Source organism: Paenibacillus nasutitermitis (genome assembly GCF_014641075.1).
GTDB classification, from domain to species: Bacteria; Bacillota; Bacilli; order Paenibacillales; family Paenibacillaceae; genus Paenibacillus_Z; species Paenibacillus_Z nasutitermitis.
Genome location: NZ_BMHP01000002.1, coordinates 376,238 through 399,053, shown reverse-complemented (window position 1 = coordinate 399,053; position 22,816 = coordinate 376,238). Strand labels below are relative to the sequence as shown.

General features: G+C 51.3%; 23 protein-coding genes. 16 read left to right on the top strand and 7 right to left on the bottom strand.

Annotated elements, in window-relative coordinates; all coding sequences use genetic code 11:
- The first annotated feature begins 35 nt into the window (after positions 1–35).
- Together glgA and IEY46_RS11840 are read left to right on the top strand one after the other, a co-directional pair.
- Complete coding sequence (gene glgA, locus IEY46_RS11845) at positions 36–1,478, top strand: glycogen synthase GlgA (protein WP_188992218.1); 1,443 nt, start codon at positions 36–38, stop codon at positions 1,476–1,478.
- A 4-nt stretch (positions 1,479–1,482) separates the two neighbouring features.
- Complete coding sequence (locus tag IEY46_RS11840; protein ID WP_188992217.1) at positions 1,483–3,453, top strand: glycoside hydrolase family 15 protein; 1,971 nt, start codon at positions 1,483–1,485, stop codon at positions 3,451–3,453.
- A 217-nt stretch (positions 3,454–3,670) separates the two neighbouring features.
- On the opposite strand, the gene IEY46_RS11835 is transcribed toward IEY46_RS11840, so the two are convergent.
- From IEY46_RS11835 to IEY46_RS11810, 6 genes are all read right to left on the bottom strand, one after another.
- On the bottom strand, positions 3,671–3,799 hold the full coding sequence (locus IEY46_RS11835; RefSeq protein WP_188993759.1) for a sporulation protein YjcZ: 129 nt from the start codon (positions 3,797–3,799) through the stop codon (positions 3,671–3,673).
- A 218-nt stretch (positions 3,800–4,017) separates the two neighbouring features.
- Positions 4,018–4,476, bottom strand: a complete 459-nt coding sequence (locus IEY46_RS11830; protein ID WP_229750253.1) for a spore germination protein GerPE — start codon at positions 4,474–4,476, stop codon at positions 4,018–4,020.
- Positions 4,473–4,721, bottom strand: coding sequence for a spore germination protein GerPD (locus IEY46_RS11825; RefSeq protein WP_188992215.1), 249 nt, complete (start codon positions 4,719–4,721; stop codon positions 4,473–4,475). Before IEY46_RS11825 ends, IEY46_RS11830 begins: the two co-directional genes overlap by 4 nt.
- 11 nt (positions 4,722–4,732) lie before the next feature.
- Positions 4,733–5,515, bottom strand: coding sequence for a spore germination protein GerPC (gene gerPC / locus IEY46_RS11820; protein WP_188992214.1), 783 nt, complete (start codon positions 5,513–5,515; stop codon positions 4,733–4,735).
- 29 nt (positions 5,516–5,544) lie between these two features.
- On the bottom strand, positions 5,545–5,748 hold the full coding sequence (locus IEY46_RS11815; protein ID WP_188992213.1) for a spore germination protein GerPB: 204 nt from the start codon (positions 5,746–5,748) through the stop codon (positions 5,545–5,547).
- 7 nt (positions 5,749–5,755) lie between these two features.
- The gene (locus IEY46_RS11810) at positions 5,756–5,977 is read right to left on the bottom strand and encodes a spore germination protein (RefSeq protein ID WP_188992212.1); all 222 of its coding nucleotides are present in this window, start codon (positions 5,975–5,977) and stop codon (positions 5,756–5,758) included.
- Positions 5,978–6,205: 228 nt separating this feature from the next.
- Between IEY46_RS11810 and IEY46_RS11805 the strand changes: the two genes are divergently transcribed.
- The 9 genes from IEY46_RS11805 (at position 6,206) to gnd (ending at position 15,870) form a co-directional block, all read left to right on the top strand.
- Positions 6,206–6,631 carry a hypothetical protein gene (locus IEY46_RS11805; RefSeq protein ID WP_188992211.1) on the top strand — a complete coding sequence of 142 codons (426 nt, stop codon included), beginning with the start codon at positions 6,206–6,208 and terminating at the stop codon, positions 6,629–6,631.
- 182 nt (positions 6,632–6,813) lie between these two features.
- Positions 6,814–7,014, top strand: coding sequence for a hypothetical protein (locus IEY46_RS11800; protein WP_188992210.1), 201 nt, complete (start codon positions 6,814–6,816; stop codon positions 7,012–7,014).
- A 161-nt stretch (positions 7,015–7,175) separates the two neighbouring features.
- Complete coding sequence (locus IEY46_RS11795; RefSeq protein WP_188992209.1) at positions 7,176–9,245, top strand: bifunctional aldolase/short-chain dehydrogenase; 2,070 nt, start codon at positions 7,176–7,178, stop codon at positions 9,243–9,245.
- Positions 9,246–9,343: 98 nt separating this feature from the next.
- Entirely contained in the window at positions 9,344–9,724 is a 381-nt protein-coding gene (locus tag IEY46_RS11790; RefSeq protein ID WP_188992208.1) for a sensory rhodopsin transducer, read from the top strand.
- A gap of 48 nt (positions 9,725–9,772) precedes the next feature.
- Positions 9,773–10,993: an L-rhamnose isomerase gene (gene rhaI / locus IEY46_RS11785; RefSeq protein ID WP_188992207.1), complete on the top strand. Its 1,221-nt coding sequence runs from the start codon at positions 9,773–9,775 to the stop codon at positions 10,991–10,993.
- Complete coding sequence (locus IEY46_RS11780) at positions 10,990–12,462, top strand: rhamnulokinase (protein ID WP_188992206.1); 1,473 nt, start codon at positions 10,990–10,992, stop codon at positions 12,460–12,462. Before rhaI ends, IEY46_RS11780 begins: the two co-directional genes overlap by 4 nt.
- Positions 12,463–12,504: 42 nt before the next feature.
- Positions 12,505–13,266 carry a DeoR/GlpR family DNA-binding transcription regulator gene (locus tag IEY46_RS11775; RefSeq protein WP_188993758.1) on the top strand — a complete coding sequence of 254 codons (762 nt, stop codon included), beginning with the start codon at positions 12,505–12,507 and terminating at the stop codon, positions 13,264–13,266.
- Between the two features lie 286 nt (positions 13,267–13,552).
- Positions 13,553–14,149, top strand: a complete 597-nt coding sequence (locus IEY46_RS11770; RefSeq protein WP_188992205.1) for a YkzI domain-containing protein — start codon at positions 13,553–13,555, stop codon at positions 14,147–14,149.
- Positions 14,150–14,451: 302 nt separating this feature from the next.
- Entirely contained in the window at positions 14,452–15,870 is a 1,419-nt protein-coding gene (gnd, locus tag IEY46_RS11765; RefSeq protein WP_188992204.1) for an NADP-dependent phosphogluconate dehydrogenase, read from the top strand.
- Here the strand turns inward: gnd and IEY46_RS11760 are convergent.
- Entirely contained in the window at positions 15,867–16,169 is a 303-nt protein-coding gene (locus IEY46_RS11760) for a hypothetical protein (protein ID WP_188992203.1), read from the bottom strand. The genes gnd and IEY46_RS11760 overlap by 4 nt on opposite strands.
- A 148-nt stretch (positions 16,170–16,317) precedes the next feature.
- On the opposite strand from IEY46_RS11760, the gene IEY46_RS11755 reads away from it, so the two are divergent.
- From IEY46_RS11755 to ptsP, 5 genes are all read left to right on the top strand, one after another.
- Complete coding sequence (locus IEY46_RS11755) at positions 16,318–16,836, top strand: shikimate kinase (RefSeq protein ID WP_188992202.1); 519 nt, start codon at positions 16,318–16,320, stop codon at positions 16,834–16,836.
- 34 nt (positions 16,837–16,870) lie between these two features.
- Positions 16,871–18,163, top strand: coding sequence for a 3-phosphoshikimate 1-carboxyvinyltransferase (gene aroA, locus IEY46_RS11750; RefSeq protein ID WP_188992201.1), 1,293 nt, complete (start codon positions 16,871–16,873; stop codon positions 18,161–18,163).
- Between the two features lie 175 nt (positions 18,164–18,338).
- Complete coding sequence (locus tag IEY46_RS11745) at positions 18,339–19,028, top strand: hypothetical protein (protein ID WP_188992200.1); 690 nt, start codon at positions 18,339–18,341, stop codon at positions 19,026–19,028.
- A 135-nt stretch (positions 19,029–19,163) separates the two neighbouring features.
- Positions 19,164–21,047 carry a glucose PTS transporter subunit IIA gene (locus IEY46_RS11740; RefSeq protein WP_188992199.1) on the top strand — a complete coding sequence of 628 codons (1,884 nt, stop codon included), beginning with the start codon at positions 19,164–19,166 and terminating at the stop codon, positions 21,045–21,047.
- Complete coding sequence (gene ptsP, locus IEY46_RS11735) at positions 21,044–22,801, top strand: phosphoenolpyruvate--protein phosphotransferase (protein WP_188992198.1); 1,758 nt, start codon at positions 21,044–21,046, stop codon at positions 22,799–22,801. The genes IEY46_RS11740 and ptsP overlap by 4 nt, the downstream gene beginning before the upstream one ends.
- Positions 22,802–22,816: the final 15 nt, after the last annotated feature.

Below are 22,816 nucleotides of genomic sequence, written 5' to 3'. Positions count from 1 at the left end.
GAGACAGAAAGAGAAATAAGAGGTGGAATCATACGATGAATATATTGTTTGCAGCATCTGAAGCGGTACCGCTGATCAAAACCGGCGGTTTGGCTGATGTGGCAGGATCACTGCCAGCCGCTTTAAAAGCACACGGCGCAGAGGTCCGTGTTATTCTGCCCAAATACGAAGTGATCCCGCAGTCGCTGCTTGCCGGCTTTGAGCGAATTGCCGAATTTAGTGTCCGGCTTGGCTGGCGCGAGCAGTACTGCGGTCTTCTTAAAGGGGAATTGGACGGCATTGTGTTTTATTTAATTGATAATGAATTCTATTTTAAACGCGGCGGGATTTATGGATACGGCGACGATGCCGAACGATTTGTATTCTTCTCGACAGCGGTTGCGGAGTCTCTGTTCCATATGGACTACCGCCCGGATATTATTCACTGCCACGACTGGCAGACGGGACTGGTTCCGTTTCTGCTGAAGACGCGCTATCGCAATGAATCCATCGCCACGCATGCGGCGACCGTCTACACGATACATAATTTGCGCTATCAAGGGGTGTTTGGACAACAGCTGCTTATGGATTTGCTTGGCAGCGGGACTGAGCTGTTTGGTTCGGAAGGCATAGAATTCTATGGAGCGGGAAGCTGCATGAAGGCTGGCCTTCTCTATGCGGACAAGCTGACGACTGTCAGCCCTACCTACGCGGAGGAAATTCAGACTGAACATTATGGAGAACTGTTGGATGGTCTGCTCAGGCAGCGTTCCGGCGATCTGACCGGGATCGTCAACGGGATCGATACCGTTTCCTTTGATCCGATGACGGATTCAGCGCTTGAGGTTCCTTACAGAGGTTCATTGCCGCGCAAAAGAAAAAACAAGCTGGCACTGCAAAGGGAACTGGGTTTGCACGAATCCGAAAGCATACCTTTGATTGGTGTCGTGTCGCGTCTGGTTGACCAGAAGGGTTTTGACCTTGTAGAAGCCGTGCTGGAGGAAATTCTGCAGGAAAATGTTCAGATTGCGATTTTGGGTTCAGGCGACTGGCGTTATGAACAGCTGTTTAACGGAGCAGCATACAGACATCCTGGCAAGCTGGCAGTTTGGCTTGGGTTCAATGACGGTCTGGCCAGACGAATATATGCCGGCAGCGATATGTATCTCATGCCTTCCCTGTTCGAGCCCTGCGGCCTCAGCCAGCTGATTGCACTGCGCTACCGTTCGGTTCCGATCGCGAGAGAGACTGGCGGTCTTAAAGATACCGTTGTTTCCTACAATGAGTATACGGGACAGGGAAACGGGTTTACATTTTCTAATTACAATGCGCATGATTTGCTCTTTACGGTGCGCAGAGCTATCTCGTTCTATCAGGACGAGGAGGCGTGGCAGAAAATTGTCGCGAATGGGGCGAAGGACGACTGCAGCTGGACAAAATCAGCCAAGTCGTATATGACGCTGTACGACGAAATTCTGTCAAATCGAAAGGAGAACTGAATCTATGCCTCGTCATCTTGTTATCGGCAACGGAAAGATCCTCGTCAATCTCGACCATAATTGCTATATCCGCGACATTTATTATCCTTTCGTGGGTCAATTAAATCATGTCGGCGGCCAATATTGCCGCTTTGGAATCTGGGCTGGAGGGCAGTTCTCCTGGCTGGAAGAACCCGATTGGACGTTTGAATTAGGTTATATCGAAGATTCGCTTGTCACCAACATTGTGGCAAAGAACGACCGGCTTGCAGTGGAGCTGCATATCAATGACGGGATTCATCAGCGTGAATCCATCTATCTGAAGCGGGTAGTGATCATGAACAAAGCGGCCGATGAGCGCGAGTTCCGTTTGTTTTTTCATCAGGATCTGATGATCGACGGCTCGGAGGTGGGGGATACTGCTGCCTATTATCCCGACAATCATACCTTGTTTCACTACAAACGTTCCTCTTATTTTATGTTCAACGGCTTCTCCGACGAAGGCGGCATGACGGAGTATACGACCGGCATCAAGCGGTTTCACTCGGCGGAAGGAACCTGGCGCGATGCAGAGGATGGAACTCTGATGGGGAATTCCATATCGCAGGGCTCTGTTGACAGTACAATGAGTTTTCGTACGGTAATCCCGGCCGGCGGGGAAAAAACCATCTATTATTGGATGTCCATCGGCAAAAATCTCGAAGAAGTGAAAAGCCTCAATCAATATGTGCAGGAAAGCCATCCGGAGAAGCTGCTTAGCCGGATCGTTATTTATTGGAAGCATTGGCTTCACCGTGCCGAAAGCAATCTGGGGGATCTCCCTCCGGAAGTGGCCAAGATGTTCAGACTCAGCCTGCTGATTGTTCGCACGCAAACGGACGAGCGCGGCGCGATAATTGCGGCCAACGATACCGACATTCTCCAGTACAACCGGGACCATTACAGCTATATGTGGCCAAGGGACGGAGCGCTGGTTGCGGACGCGATGTCGGCGGCCGGCTTCCAGAGCGTGATTGCGCCGTTCTTTCATTTTTGCGCACAGACGCTTTCGCCTGAAGGATATCTGTTTCACAAATACAATCCCGATGGAACCGTAGGCTCCAGCTGGCATCCTTATATTGTGCAGGGAGGCCGGAGACTGCCGATTCAGGAGGATGAAACGGCCCTGGTCCTATTCGCCTTGTGGCAGGATTATACCCGAAATCAGATCATTGAGCTGCCGCAGTCGCTTTATAATAATCTGATCCGCAAAGGTGCGGCTTTCTTAAGCGATTATATCGATCCGGCGCTGTCGCTACCCAAGCCCAGTTATGATCTATGGGAAGAGCGTTATGGTATCTGGACCTATACAGTCGCTTCCGTCTACGGCGGTCTGATGGCAGGCGCGTTTTTTACGGAGCTATTCGGCGACTATGAGCGGAGCGATCATTTCCGCAAAACGGCCAGTATGATCAAAGAAGGAATTCTGGAGCATTTATGGGATGAGGAATCCGGACGTTTTGCCCGCGGGCTGATTCAGAAAGACAATGCTTGGGTCAAGGATATGACCCTTGAAAGCAGCCTGTTCGCCATTTGGGATTTCGGCGTGCTGCCTGTGGACGACACCCGGGTCGTGCGGACAATGAAAGCGGTCCGCGAAGGGCTCTCGATCCGCAGTGGGGTCGGCGGGGTGGCCCGATATACCAATGACTATTACTTCCAGCAATCCGGCGACATCGATAATGTGCCCGGCAATCCCTGGATCATCTGTACCCTCTGGATCGCCAATTATGATATCGAGTCCGCACAGCAACCTGCTGATCTTGAAGGACCGCGCAAAGTGCTGGAATGGGTGAATGAACATGCTCTTTCCAGCGGACTGCTGCCGGAACAGATCCATCCGGGAGACGGGACGCCGCTTTCCGTTGCGCCGCTTACCTGGTCGCATGCGACTTACGTCTCAACCGTCAGCCGGTATGCGGCCAAATATGCCGAGCTCGCGGGGGCAGCCAAATAAGCGGGAGAGTGAAAAAACAAACGGTTGAACGGGCAGTGAAGCTGAATCAATGCAAACTAAAAAACGGAGCAATATAAGAAATGCGGATGAAGCGAAACAAGCTGACGTCGGTTGAGTACCGGCGTCAGCCTGCAGCCTAGCTGTTTTTTCAATGTCCGTTACAATGAAGTTTTGATAAATGGTCTGAACCTGCCTCGCGGCGGGTTTTTCTTATGGCTTACCAGAAACAAGAACGGACAATTATAACAAGTAAAATAAAGAGAACGAGAATGGCGCCTGTGTTGGACCATATGCCGCCAACGCCCGGTCCGCAGCCAATGCCACCAACGGCCGGTCCGCAGCCGATGCCGCCAACGCCCGGACCGTATCCTGCGCCGCCTACTCCTGGCAGGTATCCTCCCATAATGTTTACCTCCCGAATGGATAATGTGTTGTGATATTAACGATCACAAATCCAGCATATGACGCCAGTCAGATCGCTGATTGGACGTTTATACCGGGTGCATCCGCAATTGGGGGGCTGCCCAGCCGGCGGGAGCAGAGTTAATCATCAGGCATTCGCCATCAGGGTATGGCTGCCTGTGGGCCGGTAGTTGAAGGGGGCTTTGCATATTGCCGGATATGCTTGATGCGCGATTCCGCTGTTTGGTTCCGACCATTACCGATCAAGATCGAAGCTGAAGCGCTGGCGGCAATGATTTCAATGCAACCGACATGAATCCGCGGCTGCAGGTGGCATGTTTTTACCGTCATATAACCATCATCGAAATTTTTTAGAGAGGGATACGCCTGACGCGGACGGGAAAAGATCGAATAAGCTTCAAAATAGACATCATCCTCAAGCAAGTGATCGCTTTGTCTTTGTACGGCTAATGCTCTTAGCGACGCGTTCAGATCTGCCCTGTCACCAAACTGGACGATTGAAGAGTCCCCCACACTGATAAGATGAAAATAACCAACCTCTGACACACGGATGGGATAACAAGTGTCTACTGGGAATCTCCCGCTTGAGCTTGCATTCATACTGGAACATCCCCTGCAGCCGGTGTGGCGGCTGCATCCTCGCCTTCTGCTTCCTGTTCTCCCAAAGGCGGGGCCAACGGGGCGATCGGCCCAATAATCAATGATTCCGGCGGCGTGTCAAACATCGAGTACAAATTTATCTGCTCCGAATCTCCAACCTGCAGGATCGAAGCGCTGGCTACAGCAGTGAGCTGGATACTGCCAACGCATAACGAATGATTCACAACATGAAATTGGTTGATCAACAGTAAATCTCCTATTCTTTCATTAGTGGGTTTGTCTGGGCAGCAAGACCTCTCACATAGCTCTGCAGCGCTGTATCGATATCGCGGGTAGTCTTCTGTATTACCTCTGTTTGCAGCTGCTCCATCATCTCCGGCAGGCATGGGGAGGCGGCTCCGCTTTTGGTCATGGATGCATTTGTATAAAATTGGATGCGCGGGCCCATTTGCTTGCGGATGTCTTCCAGAATCAACCTGCGGTGATAGGGATCGAGCGGAGTCTGGTAGTTGGCTTCAAGCTGTTGCAGAATAACCGGTCCCCGGGTATTTAAATAGAAATCTATTTCACGGCGGATTTCCGGGTAAGGATAACCGGGCATCGTTGCATCCGGACTGCCGGAAGCAAAGGAGGACGGGAATTGATTGGATCCGCTGAGAGCCTGACCATTCGGAGCCCCGCCTTGTTCATTGCTGGTCGTACAGATTGACTCCGGATGTGCGTGAGAAGGACCTGCGGGAACGACAAGCTGCCCGATCTCCTTGAGCTGCTCCTCGCCAGGTGGTGTCATGCCGATATTCAGGGTGCCGTCCAGCTTCTCCACCTTCAACTGGTCAAAATGATATTCCATCCGGTCAATATGGTACTGCGGCCTCGTCTCCGCTGCTTTAACCCGCTCGCTCAGGTTTTCCACCTGTTTGCACAGCGAGTTAATGAGGGCTTGCTGTTCTTCCAGTTGGCACTGCAGATGATGAAGCCGCTCATTCCATGCCATCCAGGCTTGACCGGGGGGGTAAGGAGCTTCATTAAAGAACTGCATGACAGGCACCTCCTTCAGGACTTGGCAAGCTAGGCCGGATTGGGCAGGGGAACAAAGGAAAGGGGGTTTTCCTGGCCCAGCTGCGGGGCCGGGCCGGTAAAACCTCCCGTATTGTACAGCTGTGAAAGCGAGCGTACCGATCCTGCCGCACCGATTTGCAGTACGGAGGAGTTCGTCACGCTATCTACCCGGAGCTGATGAATCGTAATGGTTTGATGGACCGTCCAATTCATAATGGACTCACGCTACCACGGCAGGCGAGTTGTCAATAAGGTCGGGGTCTGATGAATTCGTCGCACTGACCGCGTTGTTGGAATTGGCTAAACTGCCCGTCAGGAAAGATCCTGAACCGGCATAGGTTTTCGAAGAGCTTGTGGGCGATAACTGGATGGAATCGCCAAACTGGACGACGGAGCTTGAGCCCACACTAATAATTTTGACAAAACCGACGACAGCAGGCATCGTTCCTCACTCCTTCTTTTCTCTTATCGGATTCGTGGCATCCTCGTTGTATATGTTCGGATTCTCTAGCACCAGGCTGATGTTACATCCTATGCGGCAAACGCCCAGTTGTTCCATTTCCAAGTCGGAGCCCCCCTCGATTAAACGGCTTGCCAAAGAAGTGACAGCCAATTTGACTGCTGCATATGATGATACCGGCGATCCTAAAAGCGTGGAGGTGGCTTTACTGTGGCATTCGACTTTGACGACCTGGAGAAATGGATGGACAAACAGCAGCTTCCAAAAGGTTTCGACCTGTTCCGGCAGCCCGATTGGATTGAGGATTATGTACGAAAAATGATGACCAAGGCTATGCCTGCGGCGTCATCGGTAATCAGGCAGTCCAAAGCTGAGATTACGGAATCCAAAAGCTATGTGACCGTATCTTATCCGCTGGGTGAAAATGTCGAGATAAGCAAGGTCAGGCTGGTAGCCAGAGAGGATCATATCAAGCTGTCAGGCCTCGAAGGGGAGCGGAAGGAAGTGATCAAGCTGCCCAGGCTGGTGCTTCCGCGTTCCTGTCAGGCCGTGTATGACGGGAACCTTCTGAAGGTCAAGCTGCGCAGACGTCCACGCAGCAAACGCTCCTTCGAGCCTGCGATTCATTGGGACTGAGCGCCTTGGCGAATGTCCGCTTTCATTTATGGACAAGCTGTTGGAATCCATGCAATCTTGATCCTGCTGTGATAAAATTGTCAATAATTTGTCCTAAGTTCCTTCCATCGGAAGATGGCAAAAACCATGCCGTTTCGCTTATAATAGAGCATATAGTTTCGAAGACAGAAGGAGTGATCGAATTGACGATTGACGATATCAGCACCATTTCAGGCGGATTATTTGCGACCGGAGCCTTATTCATACTGCTTATTTTTTCACTGCTCAGCTTCGGTATCCTGCGGATGTTCCAGCAGAAAATCCGTGCCGGCTGGTTTAGCTTTGCCGGGGCAGTGGTAAGCGCCGGTGCTTTTGCGCTGATTTTGGATCAGTGGTTTGTGTAGCCGGAAATCTATTTCCTGTGGTCTATTGTTGTCAAAATAAGACACAATCGCAAATATGCGAATGTGTCTTATTTTTGTCTATACAGATAAGCAAAGCTGTGATACCATAAAAACAAACAGAAACAAAATAAAACAATCAAAAACAAAGGTGATGACAAAAAATGGCGAAATCATTATGGGACTCTCAAAAAGCATCGGCTCTTGAAAACGGCGTCGAGGAACTGGTTTACCGCTCCAATCTGATCGGCTCCGACCGGACTGTATGTAACTGGGGAGGCGGCAACACCTCCATGAAAACCGTAATAAAGGATTTTCGTGGAAGAGATGTCGAAGTTATGTATGTGAAAGGAAGCGGTTCCGATCTGGCATCTATGAAAGCAAAGAATTTCACAGCTCTGCGTATGGAGGATATCCGTCCGTTATTCGAGCTTGAGAGCATGTCCGATGAGGATATGGTAGCTTATCTGGCCAATTGTATGATCGACAGCAAACATCCGCGCGCGTCCATCGAAACCCTGCTCCATGCTTTCCTTCCTTATAAACATGTGGATCATACGCACCCGGATTCCATTATCAGCCTGTGCTGTACCGATAACGGCCGTGAGCTTGCCAAGGAAATCTTCGGCGACCGTTTTGTGTGGGTTCCATATGTTCGTCCTGGCTTTACTTTGTCCAAAATGATTGCTGAAGGCGTTCTTGCCAATCCCAAAGCCGAGCTTGTGCTGATGGAGAAGCATGGTCTGGTCACATGGGGAGATACGTCGGAGGAAGCCTACAACAAAACGCTGCAAATCATTACAGAAGCGGAAGATTACATCGCAAGCCGGATTGATGAGAAAGCGGTATTTGGCGGAGCCCGTTACAGTGCTCTTGATGCAGGCAAAAGACGCGAGCTTGCGGCTGCCGTTATGCCGACCATCCGCGGCGCTGTCAGCGCTGAAAAGCCGATGCTTGCCGTCTATGATGACGAAGCAGACGTGCTGGAGTTTGTGAACGGCCGCGATTCAGCAAAGCTTTCCCAGGTTGGCGCAGCATGTCCCGATCATCTGGTGCACACCAAAATGATGCCGCTGTACATTGAATGGGATCCGGCTTCAGGAACGGTTGAAACGCTGATTCAGAGCGTTTCGGAAGGAATCGCGAATTTCAAGGCGGAATACACGGCCTATTTTGAACGGAACAAGAACGAAGGCGACGTCATGTTTGAAGCGGCGCCGCGCGTCATCCTGATCCCGGGAATCGGGATGTTCAATACCGGCAAATCCCGTGCCAATGCACAGGTCAGCGGCGCTCTTTATCACCGAGCTATCGCGGTCATGCGCGGCGCAACGGCTCTTGGCTCATTTGTTTCGCTTAGTGAGAACGAATCCTATAACGTGGAATATTGGCCGCTTGAGCTTTACAAGCTGACATTGGCCCCGGCCGAAACCGAATTCTCCCGCAAAATCGCCTTCATCACTGGCGGAGCAGGCGGAATCGGAAGCGAAACAGCACGCCGCCTTGTATCGGAAGGCGCACACGTTGTGCTCGCCGATCTTAATTTGGAAGGCGCTCAGAAAATTGCCGACGAAATCAACGGCAAATTCGGGGAAGGCCGCGCACTCGCCGTGAAGATGGATGTAACGAGCGAGGAGCAGGTTATGGCAGCATTCGCGGAAGCGGCTCTTTATTACGGCGGCGTGGATATTCTCGTGAACAATGCCGGGCTTGCAACCTCCAGTCCGTTTGACGAAACGTCGCTGAAAGAGTGGAACCTGAACATGAACGTGCTGGGGACAGGTTATTTCCTCGTAGCGCGTGAAGCGTTCAAAACGATGAAGACGCAAAGCATTGGCGGCAGCATGGTGTTTATCGGCTCCAAGAACTCTATCTTCGCTGGCAAAAGCGTGACCGCCTACAGCTCGGCGAAAGCGCTCGAAGCCCATCTTGCACGCTGTATTGCAGCGGAAGGTGGAGAGCACGGAATCCGCGTAAACACAATTCTGCCAGATGCTATCCTGCAGGGTTCGGCTATCTGGAACTCCAACTGGCGCAACGAGCGCGCAGCGGCCTACGGAATTGAGCCGGATCAGCTGGAAGAACACTACAAAAAACGGACGACTTTGCTTGTGAACATCTACCCTTCCGATATTGCTGAAGGCGTTGCCTTCTTCGCATCGTCAAAAGCGGCCAAAACGACCGGCTGCATGCTAACGATCGATGGCGGCGTGCCAGCAGCTTTCACCCGTTAAATTATCAGCTTAGGATTATGCTTCCGAAGTGAGCTTTCTTGTTTTACGAGGAGCATGTTCTAGGAATTACAAGAGAACTCTTACGAGGAGGAATTGCTTTGTCTTCAAGAAAAGGTGAAACATTATGGATTATTCCCGACGGTTATATTCCGCCGATTAGCAGCGGCGATCTTGAAAGCCACGAATCCATTTGCGTGCTCAATACAAACCATATGGATGCCCAATTGATTGTGAATGTATATTTTGAAGATCGTGAACCGCTGGAAGGCATCACGGTTCTGGTACCGGCCAAACGTACGCTGCATGCCCGCACAGCATTGCTCAAGAGCGGCTCCGAGAGCATCCCCAAAGGCGTCCCTTATGCGATGGAGGTCATGAGCGATATTCCGGTGTATGTTCAGTACAGCAGGCTTGACGCGACACAACCGGCGAATGCATTAATGTCGGTTATGGGTTTCCCGGTAAGAGACAACGACTAGCGGGCGAGTACCCGTTTAACCGGATATGACGAGAGGATGAATGAAACGATGAACGATCGCGCCTACGCTTTATTTGAAGAGCAGCAGACCAGCCGCGGCATTGATATCAACAAAGCCAAGGAAAAATTGAAAGCCCTCCAAATTGAAACGCCATCATGGGGCTACGGAGATTCGGGAACCCGTTTTAAAGTGTTCCAGAAAATCGGCGTTCCCCGCGATCCGTTCGAGAAATTCGACGACGCTGCGGTAGTCCAAAAACTGACGGGTCTATGCCCGTCGGTAGCGATCCATATTCCCTGGGATAAAGTGGACGATTATGACAAGCTTCGCAGCCATGCGGAAGGTCTTGGTCTGAAAATTGGAGCGGTTAATCCAAACCTCTTTCAGGATGAGGACTATATGTTGGGCAGCGTGACGAATTCCGATGCCAGAATCCGCCGCAAAGCGACGGATCATCTGCTGGAGTGCGTGGATATTGCCAAAGCGACAGGCTCACGCGATTTGAGCCTCTGGTTTGCCGATGGCACGAACTATCCGGGACAAGCCGATATCCGCAAACGCAAAGGCTGGATGCTGGAATCGCTGACTGAAATGTACAAAGCCATGACGCCGGATATGCGCATGCTGATTGAATACAAGTTTTTCGAGCCTGCATTCTATCATACGGATCTTGCCGACTGGGGCATGGCCTACAATCTGGCCGGCAAGCTTGGCGATCAAGCTTCCGTGCTGGTGGATACCGGTCACCATGCACCGGGAACCAACGTCGAGCATATCGTCGCTTATTTGCTGGATGAGCAAAGACTGGGCGGCTTCCATTTCAACAGCCGCAAGTATGCGGATGACGATTTGATCGTCGGCGCAATTAATCCTTATGAATTATTCCTTATCTTCTATCAAATCATTGAAGCAGCGAATGATGCAAACACCGGAATTCGCGGCTGTTCCGATAATATCGCCTATATGATCGATCAATGCCACAACATCGAGCCCAAAATCCAGGCGATGATCCGTTCCGTATTGAATGTGCAGACCCAATACGCGAAAGCGCTGCTGGTGAATCTGGATGAGGTCCATGCCGCACAGGAAGCGCAGGATGTCATGGCGGCTGAAGATGCGGTCCGCAGCGCATACGAGTTCGATGTAACGCCTCTCCTGCATGCGGTTCGCGAGGAGCAGGGGCTTCCGCTCGATCCCATGAAGGCTTTCCGGGAAAGCGGCTATTATGAGTCGGTTGCACATCGCGGCAAAGGCGGCGCGAGCTGGTGAAGGCGCTCGCGTTCGATCTTGGCGCAGGCAGCGGACGCGCGGTATTGGGATGGATCGAAGAAGGACGGATCGTCATTCAGGAGGTGCACCGGTTCTCCAATGAGCCGGTGCAAGTGGGCGGACGTCTCCATTGGGACATCTTAAGACTGTATCATGAAATCAAGCAGGGCATACGCAGCGCCTGGCGCGCGGCGGATGGTCAAATCGGCAGCATCGGCATTGATTCCTGGGCCGTCGATTTTGGCTTGATCGGCAGGAACGGGGAATTGCTGGCGAATCCTTACCACTACCGGGACAGTCATACCGCAAATGCGATTGAAGAAGTGCTTGCGGTCGTACCGGAAACGGAAGTGTTCGCGCGCAGCGGCATTCAGTTCCTCCCGTTTAATACACTGTATCAGCTTCATGCCTTGAAGCGGGATCATAATCCGGCGCTTGAACAGGCTGAGCATTTGCTGATGATTCCGGATTTGCTGCGCTATTTTCTAACCGGCGAAATGCACAGCGAATTCACGAATGCAACCACCACACAGGCCTTCAATCCTACAACAGGCAAATGGGATGAACGCCTCCTGTCAGCGGTCGGTGTCAACTCTGCCATCATGCTGCCTCCGGTTCAACCGGGAACAGAAGTAGGGCGGCTCAGTGAAGCAGTAACCCGTGAGCTGGGGGTTGCAGCAATACCTTTGATCGCAGTAGGCGAGCATGATACGGCATCTGCTGTAGCAGGGGTGCCTGCACTTCAACCATCCTTCGCATATCTGAGTTGTGGAACTTGGTCGCTGATGGGTACCGAGGTCAAGGAACCCGTGCTTTCCGAGCAGGCGCAGGCGCTGAATTTTACCAATGAAGGCGGCGTGTATGGGACCTACCGGCTGCTCAAGAACATCATGGGCTTGTGGCTGCAGGAGGAAAGCAAACGGTCATGGGAGAAAGAAGCGGGGACCAAGCTGTCCTATTCGGACCTCCTTGGACGCGCTGAGCAGGCTGAGCCATTTCGCAGCCTGATCGATCCGGATGATCTACGGTTTCTTAATCCATCGGATATGCCAGCCGAAATTGCCGCTTATTGCCGGGAAACCGGTCAGCCGGTACCGGCATCTGACGGTGAAATTATCCGCTGCATCCTGGAGAGTCTCGCGCTGAAATACCGTTTTGTGTTTGAGAAGACGCAAGCCTTGAGTGGAGCGGTCTATGAAGGTCTCCATATGGTGGGTGGCGGCATTCAAAACGAAATGCTCTGCCGTTTTACGGCCGGGGCGCTCGGCAAGCCGGTTTGGGCAGGACCTGCCGAGGGCAGCGTGCTTGGCAATTTAGCAGTACAGTTTATTGCATCCGGCGAAGTTGCCGATATAACCGAGGCGCGCAAGCTGATCGGGGAATCGTTTGACATCAAAGTTTATGAACCGGAAGCGTCTGCGCGCTGGAATGAACAATACGGCTTATGGAAGAAGATTGCAGGACTTTAGCAGGAATGAAAAACCAGCAATATTCGGATTGGAATGAAGCTTATGTTAGTAGCCGAAAGATATGCAAAAATCACCCGTCTGGTCAATGAGCGGGGCAGCATAAGAGTGAGTGAGCTCAGCGAGCTGTGCGGCGTTACCGAAGAGACGATCCGCCGGGACCTGGACCGGCTTGAGCAAACGGGAAAGCTTCAGCGCAGCCACGGCGGCGCAATGAGCGTGAAGGATGCCCAAGCCGAGCTCCCTTACTTTGAACGCGAGGTCATGAATGCGGCGGAGAAGAAAAGAATAGCTGCCGAAGCGATCGGGCAAATAGAGCCATACAGCAAAATTGCGCTTGATGCAAGCACCACGGCTTACTACATGGCGGCAGCCCTTCCGAATATTCCGCTGACCGTTCTGACCAATTCCATCAAGGTAGCCCTGGAGCTTGCAGGCAAGGAGAAAATCCAGGTTTTCTCCACCGGAGGGATTCTCTCTACACGGTCTCTGTCTTATCAGGGGCCGCTTGCCGAAAGCAACTTGGAGCATTACCATGTGAACAAAGCTTTTATTTCCGGAAAAGGAGTTCATCCCGAACGTGGAATCAGCGAGTCCAGCGAGCTTCAAGCGGCTATCAAGAGGAAAATGATCGGACTTGCGGACGAGGTATATCTGCTTGCCGACCATAGCAAATTCGGCGTTCGGGCTTTCTCCCATATCGCTTCCTGCGAGCAGGTGAACCATCTGATTACAGACGATAGAACAGACCCGGAAATGCTGGCGCTATTGAAGCAGAGGGGGATCCACGTCACCATCAGCAAGTAGCCAGACCGCTGAGCGGCCCCATACAATCATTGCCTGACGGCCTTCCTTTGAATACAAAGGTTTCGGCCGTCTTTTTTTGCGTGACTGGGAAATGTTGAGGCTTGACCTCCTTGAGTGAACACTGTCTGATGGGGGTCTAACGAGAAAAATTTTCAAATTTGCGGGACATGTTTAAAAATAGTCAATAAACCAAGTTGCCATAACATAAGATGGAGTATAAGATAATGATAAGAGAGAATATTCAGAAGATTTCGTAAACGGTTCAACAGTGGGGGAGGGATTGCCGATGAACAAGAGTCATGAAGTGGAATACTGCAACCTGGAACTGCGCTTTGACCGGCGGCAAATCCAGAATCTGATTCGGGATTTGATTCATGAAGGTTATTCGCTGTATTGGAGCGAATCCGATGTCTATTTTCTCATCTCCGTCCGCAGCGGCCGCAAGCTCGTGAAACTGCGTTTCCAGCGGGTACGCAACCGTTACAAAATCATCGGCGATTACATTATCAAAGACGAGAAGCTGTCCGCTTTGCTTGAGAAACTGATTAATGATTCCCGTGGTCATGCAGTTGTTAAGCGCTTCAAGGATCGTCAAATTGTGATCGAAAGCATCATGTTTGGCGAAATCATTCGACTTGTGGAGGTGTCCGGTATGGAGCATCGGATCATTTACCAGAAAAAACCTTTAGTCACCGTAGAAGAAATGATACAGGCTTTTCAATCGAAACGGGCAGAAGAGCGGGCAGTGGTGCTGAGATACGAACTGGATTATGAGCTATCTGTCCTTCACGAGGCGATCAAAGAGGAACGTGAGAGTGATGCGGCGCTTTCCAAAGAGCGGCTGCAAATGCTGAGGATTGAGATGATACAGCTTGAATTGTAGGATAAAGCGTCAAACCCATACGATGAAATAAACCTTTTGGAGCTCCTGCGCCAGAAGGTTTATTTTGTTCTGGTTATATGCGCTCCGCCGTTTGCTCCGGATGGGACCTGTTATTCAAGTAATAGCGTCTTTTATCAAATAATCTGATATTTTGTCTGTCCCGGTTTTCATTCCCGGTCAAAAAGAGTAAAATAGGAGTACTGTATGCGCGCAGCCATTATTCCGCTTCAGAGTTTAAGCGAATTCAGGCAGCTGGCGCATGAGCGTTCAACTATAAATGAGATAAGGGATGGGAGATTCGCATGTCCAAACAACAAATTGGTGTAGTGGGATTGGCCGTTATGGGCAAGAACCTTGCGCTCAACATTGAAAGCAAAGGATTTACCGTCTCGGTTTTTAACCGCTCGCGCGAAAAAACGGATGATCTTCTTAAAGAAGCAGCCGGCAAAAATCTGGTGGGCACTTTTACGGTCGAGGAGTTTGTGGAATCGCTTGAAACGCCCCGCAAAATTCTGATCATGGTCCAGGCCGGAAAAGGCACGGATGCCACGATTGATGCGCTTGTGCCGCATTTAAGCCAAGGCGATATTATTATTGACGGCGGCAACGCCTATTTCCCGGATACACAGCGTCGCAGCAAGGATTTGGAAGCACAAGGCATCCGTTTTATCGGTACGGGCGTTTCCGGCGGTGAAGAAGGCGCATTGAAAGGGCCTTCCATTATGCCAGGAGGCCAGGAATCAGCCTACAAACTGGTTGAACCGATTCTGACGGCTATTTCCGCCCATGTGGGTGGCGATCCATGCTGTACATATATCGGACCGGATGGTGCCGGACACTATGTCAAAATGGTCCATAACGGCATCGAATACGGTGATATGCAGCTGATCTGCGAAGCATATGACCTGCTCAAGCATGTTCTGGGTGTCACAACGGAAGAGCTGCAAAGCATTTTCACGGAATGGAACAAAGGCGAGCTTGACAGCTACCTGATCGAAATAACGGCTGATATCTTCACCAAATATGATCCGGAAACCAACCAGCCAATGGTTGATGTGATCCTCGATGAAGCCGGCCAGAAGGGCACCGGCAAATGGACAAGCCAGAGTGCACTTGACCTTGGCGTGCCTTTGTCCATCATTACCCAGTCCGTATTCTCGCGTTTCCTCTCCGCACTTAAGGAAGAGCGCGTGGCTGCCAGCAAGCTTTTGAAAGGACCGCAGAACGCTCCATTCCAAGGGGACAAAACCGCCTTCATCGAAGCCGTTCGCAAAGCATTGTTTGCCAGCAAAATTTGCTCGTACGCCCAAGGCTTCGCTCAAATGCGCGCTGCTTCGGAAGAATACGGCTGGGATTTGCGCTACGGCGATATCGCTATGATTTTCCGCGGCGGCTGCATTATCCGCGCCCGCTTCCTGCAGAACATCAAGGATGCTTATGATCGTGAGCCTGGCCTGCGCAATCTGCTGCTGGATTCCTATTTCCAGGAAATCGTCGAATCCTATCAAGGGGCATGGCGTGAAGTGGTAAGTGCTGCGATCCAATATGGGGTTCCGGTTCCCGCATTCTCCAGTGCCCTGGCGTATTACGACAGCTACCGTACGGCTCGTCTGCCGGCGAATCTGCTTCAGGCCCAGCGCGACTACTTTGGAGCCCATACGTTCAAACGCGTGGATAAAGAAGGCTCATTCCACTTTGACTGGCTTCACCTGCACGACTAAGTCGCACTGGATGGATATAGCCCGAGTATGCCTTCGATGAGACAGCTTCGCAGTCTCTCCGTTTCTGTTCCGGAGCCGCCGCGCTGTTTGATCATGATCATGGAGGCTTCGGAAAAGCATTGAAATATTCTTAATAGCTGTGGCTGGGGAAGGCTGAGTAACTCAGACGCTTCGTCAGCCACTTTCTTTTTCATAAACTCCAACACCCATAACACATCCTCACGGCATAGCGGATAATCGGGGTTGAACAAGTGGCCCATGGGTCCCAATGAAAGATAAGGTTCCGAGTTGTGTGCCATAAACTGCCTCCTTTCATAATAAAGACGATCGTATTACCAACTCTACGGCAGGATGAACTTTTTTATACCCGATGTTCTTTAATAATGATATGATAAGCAAACATGTGTAATTTCAATCTGTATGAAATTAAGAAGGTGCATAAGGGAAATGGCGGATAACCAGAAAAATCATATTGTATTGGTTGGATTTATGGGTACAGGCAAATCAACGGTCAGTCAGCAGCTGGCAAAACGGCTTGACTGCGAATCGGTTGATGTAGATTGCGAAATCGAAAGCCGCGAAGGACAAAGCATTGCGGAAATTTTCGCAGGTCGCGGTGAAGAAGCTTTCCGCCAAACGGAAACAGCGGTTCTGGTCGATGTGCTCGGCAGCCGGGAACGGAAGGTGGTTGCGACCGGTGGAGGCGCTGTATTAGACCCCCGCAATTGCGATATGATGCTCAACCATGCGTTGGTAGTTGCCCTAACGGCCGATGCACATCAGATCATTTCGCGGGTTAGTCATGATAGCTCGCGGCCCCTTCTGCAGGGCGATCTCAAGCTTCGGGTAAACCGTCTGCTGGAAGATCGCAAACACGCATATGATTTTGCCGATCTTACCATTGATACGACAAGATTGAATGTCCATGAAGTCGTGGACGCTATAATTGCCTGCCTGAAGCAATAAACTAAAGATTTGAATAAAGGAGACTTGATTGTTTATGGACGTTCTCGTAAATCCTACACCTAAACTGCATGGAGAAATCCAGGCGCTCTCATCCAAAAATTATACAACCCGCTATTTGCTCGTTGCCGCTCTGGCAGAAGGGACGAGCACCATTCTTTATCCGGCCCATAGCGAAGACAGCGATGCCATGCGTCGTTGCATCCGTGATTTAGGAGCTGTGATCGAAGAAGATGAAGAGAAGATGGTGATCACCGGATTTGGCCGGAACCCCAGGGACGTTAAAGAGCTGGATGTCGGAAATGCGGGCGCCGTGCTCCGTTTCCTGATGGCTGTCGCAGCGCTCTGCCCCGAAGTGACGTTTGTTAACCGTTATCCGGATTCTTTGGGGAAACGTCCCCATGACGATCTGATTGACGCGCTTGGTCAGCTTGGCGTTGAAGTCGAGCATCAAAGCGGCAGGCTTCCCATTACCATTCGAGGCGGCAAGGCCAAAGGCGGGAAGATTCGCGTATCTGGAAGTGTCAGCTCACAATATTTGAGCGCGCTGCTATTCCTGACTCCGCTGCTTGCGGAAGACAGCGAAATCGAAGTGCTGCACGATTTGAAATCCAAGGTTGTCGTCGGGCAGACGCTTGAGGTGCTTGAGCAAGCCGGAATTGTTATCGAGGCCAGCGATGACCTGATGCATTACCGGATTGCCGGGGGTCAGAGTTATACAGCCAAAAACTATGTCGTACAAGGGGATTATCCCGGCTCAGCAGCTATTCTTGCGGCCGCTGCCGTAACCCGGTCCGATGTTACGCTTCATCGGCTGGAAGAGCACAGCAAGCAAGGGGAACGCGCCATCGTTGATGTTCTGAGGGCCATGGAGGTGCCTCTGACCCATGAGGGCGGAGTCGTCCGTGTTCAGGGCAACGGCAAGCTCAAAGCGCTTGAATTCGACGGTGACAAAGCGACCGATGCGGTCCTGGCTATGGTTGCCGCGGCTGTATTTGCCGAAGGCACATCCCGTTTTTACGATGTGGAAAATCTGCGGTATAAAGAATGCGACCGGATTACCGATTATTTAAATGAACTCCGCAAGGCGGGTGCGAATGTTGAAGAACGCCAAAGCGAAATTATTGTTCATGGCCGTCCGGAAGGGGTTGAAGGCGGGGTTGAAATTAATGCCCATTACGATCATCGCGTCATTATGGCCCTTACCGTCGTCGGGCTTCGCGCCAAACAACCGATCCGAATTCGGGATGCTCATCATGTAGCCAAGTCGTATCCGCAATATTTTGATCATCTCCAGGCATTGGGCGCCAATGTGGAATGGATCCGTTAGGATCGGCTGATCCTGCACATATGGGATTTTTCTGAAATCCGTCCACAATTTATGCGGCTTTGCTGCTCATAATAAATGCAGGTCACTCCCACAATAAGAAAGGCTGATCGGAAGATGCTTCTAGCGTCCGGCAGGCCGACATTTTCTATTCCAAGGAGGACAACCCGTGAACTCGATGTCGCAGCAAGGCGGATTTCAGAACAGTCAGTTTAGACAGCAGCAGTCCGGCAGCCAAAGCAGCAATCATTTTCAGCCGCTTGGCTTTGTGCAATCCCACTATCAAGGTCAGCCGAAACAGCAGGGCGGATTTATTTCGCAGGAGTCAGGTCCCGTCATTTCGCATTCCGGCTTCAGTGCTGGACAGCAAAGCTTCGGTTCCAGCGGAGGTTATTCCCAGAGCAGCAATTCCGGCATGAGCCAGAATCAAAACCAATTTCAAAATCAACCTGTTATCTCGCATGTTGGGTACACGTCCAAACAGAATTTTCAACCGCAAAATAATAGCCAATCCATGGGCGGTTCTAATCAATCTCAACCGGTCATTTCTCATGTTGGATATACGGCAAATCAAAACTCCCGTTCCCAATCATTTAATCAAACAAGCCAATACCAGCCTGTCATCTCGCGTGCTGGCTACTCCGCTGGTGCGAACCAAAACCAATTTTCACAACAGCAGGGATCTAACATGAACCAGCAGAACCAGTTCATGCAGGGGAATGCACAATCCTCTCAAAATCCAGTATACCAAGCCACGCACTCGTCCGCTAACTCCGGACCGGTACTCTCGAGGGTTGGTTATTCTTCCGGTTCACAATCAGGTTCCTTTCAGGGCCGGCAAAATAATTTTGGCGGCTTTCAACGCTAGTTGACTGCAAACAAAGGAAGCGGCGGACCTGGAGGTCCACCGCTTTTTTTTTGACAAAGTACCCTTAAACACTTACGATCAACAATAGAGAAAAATCCCTATTTACGCATAGGCGACAAGAGGGGAGGTTTATTCATGAATATTATGGGTCATTTGCAGCAGCTTGGCCGTTCTTTAATGCTGCCGACCATCGTGCTTCCCGGCGCTGCCGTATTTTTAAGTCTCAGTGCTTTGCCCTGGTCAGCGATGGGACTGCCAACGATGCAGGTCCATTTACATACGGCCGGCGAGGCTCTGTTTTCTTTCCTGCCCTATCTTTTTGCGTTCGGCGTCGCGATGGGCATGACAAGCAATGCCGCAGCCGCAGGCCTTGCAGCATTGGCCGGTATGTTTATCTATACAGGCATTATAAATGCCAGTCATTATGAGCTTGAGCCAACGGTGTTCACAGGTGTTATCATCGGCGTTGTAACCAGTATATTTAATGAACGGTTCAAGTCGATCAAATTTCCTGAGTATATCCAGTTTTTCGGAGGACCGCGATTTGTGCCGCTTGCCGTCAGCTTTTTCTCTGCGATATGGGCCATCGTTATGGTTCGGCTGGCTCCAAGCTTGCATGAAGGGTTAATGGCGCTTGGCGATATTGTTTCTTCCGGCGGCGGATTTGGCGTTTTTTTGTTCGGTTTTGTGCTTCGGATTCTTGTTGTTTTCGGCCTGCATCATTTGGTCAGTCATGTGTTCTGGTTTCAGGTAGGTGGTTATGAGCTGGATAACGGGTCCGTGCTGTTTGGCGATTTGCCCCGTTTTTTTGCCGGAGATCCCACAGCAGGAGCCTTTATGGCGGGACTTTATCCGACGATGATGTTTGCGCTCCCGGCGATCGCTTTTGCGATCATACACGAGGCGCGGGAGGACCTGAAGCCCAAAATCCGCAAAACCTTTATGATTGCTGCGCTTTCATCGTTTCTGACCGGTGTGACGGAGCCGATTGAATTTGCTTTTTTGTTTGTTGCTCCTTATTTATTTGTGGTGCATGCGCTTCTCTCGGGCCTTGTGATGTGGTTCACCTACGAGCTGGGCATTTTACACGGATTTTCATTCTCGGCAGGGGCGATCGATTTTCTGATCAATGAGCATCTGGCCACCAAAGGATGGCTGCTCATTCCGATTGGCATAGTGTTCGGACTTGTTTATTATTTTCTGTTCCGCTGGGCGATCCGTCGTTTCCGGATCCCGACACCCGGCCGCGAGGAGGGCTCTCAGCTGGATGAATGGGCAGGCGATATCCCTTACCGCGCCCCGCTCATTCTTCAGGCTATTGGAGGAAAAGAAAATATTATGCAGATGGAAGCCTGTATAACCCGTCTGCGGTTGAAGGTTGCCAACGACCGGCTTGTTGATAACAATGCGCTGAAGCATCTGGGCGCGGCCGGGGTCATCCGTCTCGGAGGAGGCATTGTTCAAATTGTTTTCGGCACCTATTCCGAGCTTATCCGGGAAGAAATGGATAAGGCAATCCGCCGGGATATCTCCCGCGTACTGTTCAGCTCGCCGCTTCAAGGCCGGATGATTCCGCTCACTGAGGTGCCTGACCCTATTTTCGCGGGCAAGCTTGTTGGAGACGGGGTGGCGTTCATGCCGGACAAAGGCGAACTTGTTTCACCTGTACATGGAAAAGTGATTCATGTATACCCGTCCATGCATGCCATAGGAATCCGGACGCCGGAAGGCCTGGATGTTCTGCTGCATATCGGTATCGATACCTCGCAGCTCAAAGGCAAAGGTTTTCAGGCGATCGTTCAGGAAGGCGATCAGGTTAAACCGGGTCAGTTGTTGATTACCTTTGATTTGCAGTATATCCGCAAGGAGGGCAAATCACTTGCGACACCGATGGTGATTACAAATTCGGATCGTGTTCACTCATGGAGCTTTGCTCCATTCAAAAGTGTCAAGCGTGGACAAGCGTCTGTAATGTCGGTCGTTTTGAAAGAGAGAAGCGGTGGAGGGGATTTGGCGTGATTCAAGGAATAGGAGCATCACCGGGCATCGCAATCGGCAAGACGTTCGTATTGCCGAACTGGGAGTGGGATTTACCGGAACAGAAAATAGACGTAGGGGATCTCGCCCGTGAATTCGAACGTTTGTATGAAGGCATCCGTACATCGAAGGTGGAAATCGAGCAGATGAAGGATGAGCTGAGGGAGGTCGTAGGCACGGAGGAAAGCTATATTTTCGACGCCCATCTGGCTATTCTCGAGGATCCGGTTTTTATGAACGAGATTCAAGGGATCATCCAGCGTCAGTACAAAGCGGCAGAAGTGGCTGTTAAAGAAGCGATTGACCACTTTGTGACGATGTTTGATCTGCTCGATGATGAATACATGAAGGAACGGGCGCTGGACATTAAGGATGTCGGAAACCGGCTGCTCAAGCATTTGCTCGGTGCTCCGGAGATTACGCTACCTTCCGATACGCAGCCTTTTATTCTTGTAGCCAAGGAGCTCTCCCCGTCCCAACTGGCGCATTTGAATCCCAGTCATGTGCTTGGGATTGCCACGCTGGTTGGGAGCACGACGTCCCATTCCTCCATTATGGCCCGAGCGCTGGGCATTCCGCTGGTCGTGGGTCTGGATACGAAGCTTGAAGTGGCCATCGAAACCGGTGATATGCTTATTATTGACGGCACTACCGGCATTGTCCACCTGGAGCCGGAAGAAGAGTTGATTGATCAATATGCCGCGCAGCAGGAACACCAGCGTGAAGCCAGCCAGCGGCTTAAGGGGATCGTCAGCTTTCAACCGGTCACGCAGGACGGTAAGGAAATTGAGCTTGGGGCCAATATAAGCTCGCTCAAGGAGCTGGATGTGGCGCTTGCCAGCGGCACAAACGGGGTTGGACTTTTTCGCACCGAATTTATCTACATGGACCGCAACCGTCTGCCGAAGGAAGAGGAGCAGTTTGAAGTTTACCGAAACGTTGCGGAAAAACTGTCCGGCAGGCCGTTGATCATCCGGACGCTGGATATCGGCGGGGACAAAAAACTGGATTATTTTGAGCATCGGGAAGAAGAAAATCCATTTCTGGGGTACCGGGCAATCCGGGTGTGCCTGGACAAAACGGATCTGTTCAAGACACAGCTGAAGGCCATTTTGCGGGCAAGCGCCTTCGGAAAAGTGAAAATCATGTACCCTCTCATATCGTCAGTTGAAGAGGTGCAGGCGGCGAATAGGGTGCTTTCCGAAGCCAAGCAGGAGCTGGAGGAAGAAGGCCGCGCTTATGACCGGCAAATCGAAGTCGGGATCATGATCGAGCTGCCTGCCGCGGTAATGATTGCCAATTTGCTTGCCGGCGAGGTGGACTTCTTCAGTATCGGCACAAACGATCTCGTGCAATTTACCCTGGCCGTGGACCGGATGAATGACCAGATTTCCCATTTATACGAGCCTTTCCATCCAGCTGTGCTCCGGATGCTGAAAATGACCGTAGAGGCGGCCAAGGAGGCAGGCATCCATGTTGGTGTTTGCGGTGAAATGGCAGGTGATCTCCGTGCGCTGCCGATCTGGCTGGCACTCGATGTCGATGAGCTCAGCATGTCGGCGCACGCTATTCTGCCAATAAAAGAACGGCTGCTTTGCCTGAAGCAGCAAGACAGCCGTTCGTTATTCCAGGAATTATTGACATGCAGGACCAGTCTCAGGATTCATGAGATGCTGGCAGCTTTTGATAACGGACTGCCAGCCGGGGGGAACCCGGACTCCTTCCAAGCAATGTAGCAAGCAAAGTTTGAA

Bases quoted from the DNA above. Each gene is read 5' to 3' on its own strand.
- glgA (WP_188992218.1), top strand. From the start codon at position 36: ATGAATATATTGTTTGCAGCATCTGAAGCGGTACCGCTGATCAAAACC.
- IEY46_RS11840 (WP_188992217.1), top strand. From the start codon at position 1,483: ATGCCTCGTCATCTTGTTATCGGCAACGGAAAGATCCTCGTCAATCTC.
- IEY46_RS11830 (WP_229750253.1), bottom strand. From the start codon at position 4,476: ATGAATGCAAGCTCAAGCGGGAGATTCCCAGTAGACACTTGTTATCCC.
- gerPC (WP_188992214.1), bottom strand. From the start codon at position 5,515: ATGCAGTTCTTTAATGAAGCTCCTTACCCCCCCGGTCAAGCCTGGATG.
- IEY46_RS11815 (WP_188992213.1), bottom strand. From the start codon at position 5,748: ATGAATTGGACGGTCCATCAAACCATTACGATTCATCAGCTCCGGGTA.
- IEY46_RS11810 (WP_188992212.1), bottom strand. From the start codon at position 5,977: ATGCCTGCTGTCGTCGGTTTTGTCAAAATTATTAGTGTGGGCTCAAGC.
- IEY46_RS11795 (WP_188992209.1), top strand. From the start codon at position 7,176: ATGGCGAAATCATTATGGGACTCTCAAAAAGCATCGGCTCTTGAAAAC.
- rhaI (WP_188992207.1), top strand. From the start codon at position 9,773: ATGAACGATCGCGCCTACGCTTTATTTGAAGAGCAGCAGACCAGCCGC.
- IEY46_RS11775 (WP_188993758.1), top strand. From the start codon at position 12,505: ATGTTAGTAGCCGAAAGATATGCAAAAATCACCCGTCTGGTCAATGAG.
- IEY46_RS11770 (WP_188992205.1), top strand. From the start codon at position 13,553: ATGAACAAGAGTCATGAAGTGGAATACTGCAACCTGGAACTGCGCTTT.
- gnd (WP_188992204.1), top strand. From the start codon at position 14,452: ATGTCCAAACAACAAATTGGTGTAGTGGGATTGGCCGTTATGGGCAAG.
- IEY46_RS11760 (WP_188992203.1), bottom strand. From the start codon at position 16,169: ATGGCACACAACTCGGAACCTTATCTTTCATTGGGACCCATGGGCCAC.
- IEY46_RS11755 (WP_188992202.1), top strand. From the start codon at position 16,318: ATGGCGGATAACCAGAAAAATCATATTGTATTGGTTGGATTTATGGGT.
- aroA (WP_188992201.1), top strand. From the start codon at position 16,871: ATGGACGTTCTCGTAAATCCTACACCTAAACTGCATGGAGAAATCCAG.
- IEY46_RS11745 (WP_188992200.1), top strand. From the start codon at position 18,339: ATGTCGCAGCAAGGCGGATTTCAGAACAGTCAGTTTAGACAGCAGCAG.
- IEY46_RS11740 (WP_188992199.1), top strand. From the start codon at position 19,164: ATGAATATTATGGGTCATTTGCAGCAGCTTGGCCGTTCTTTAATGCTG.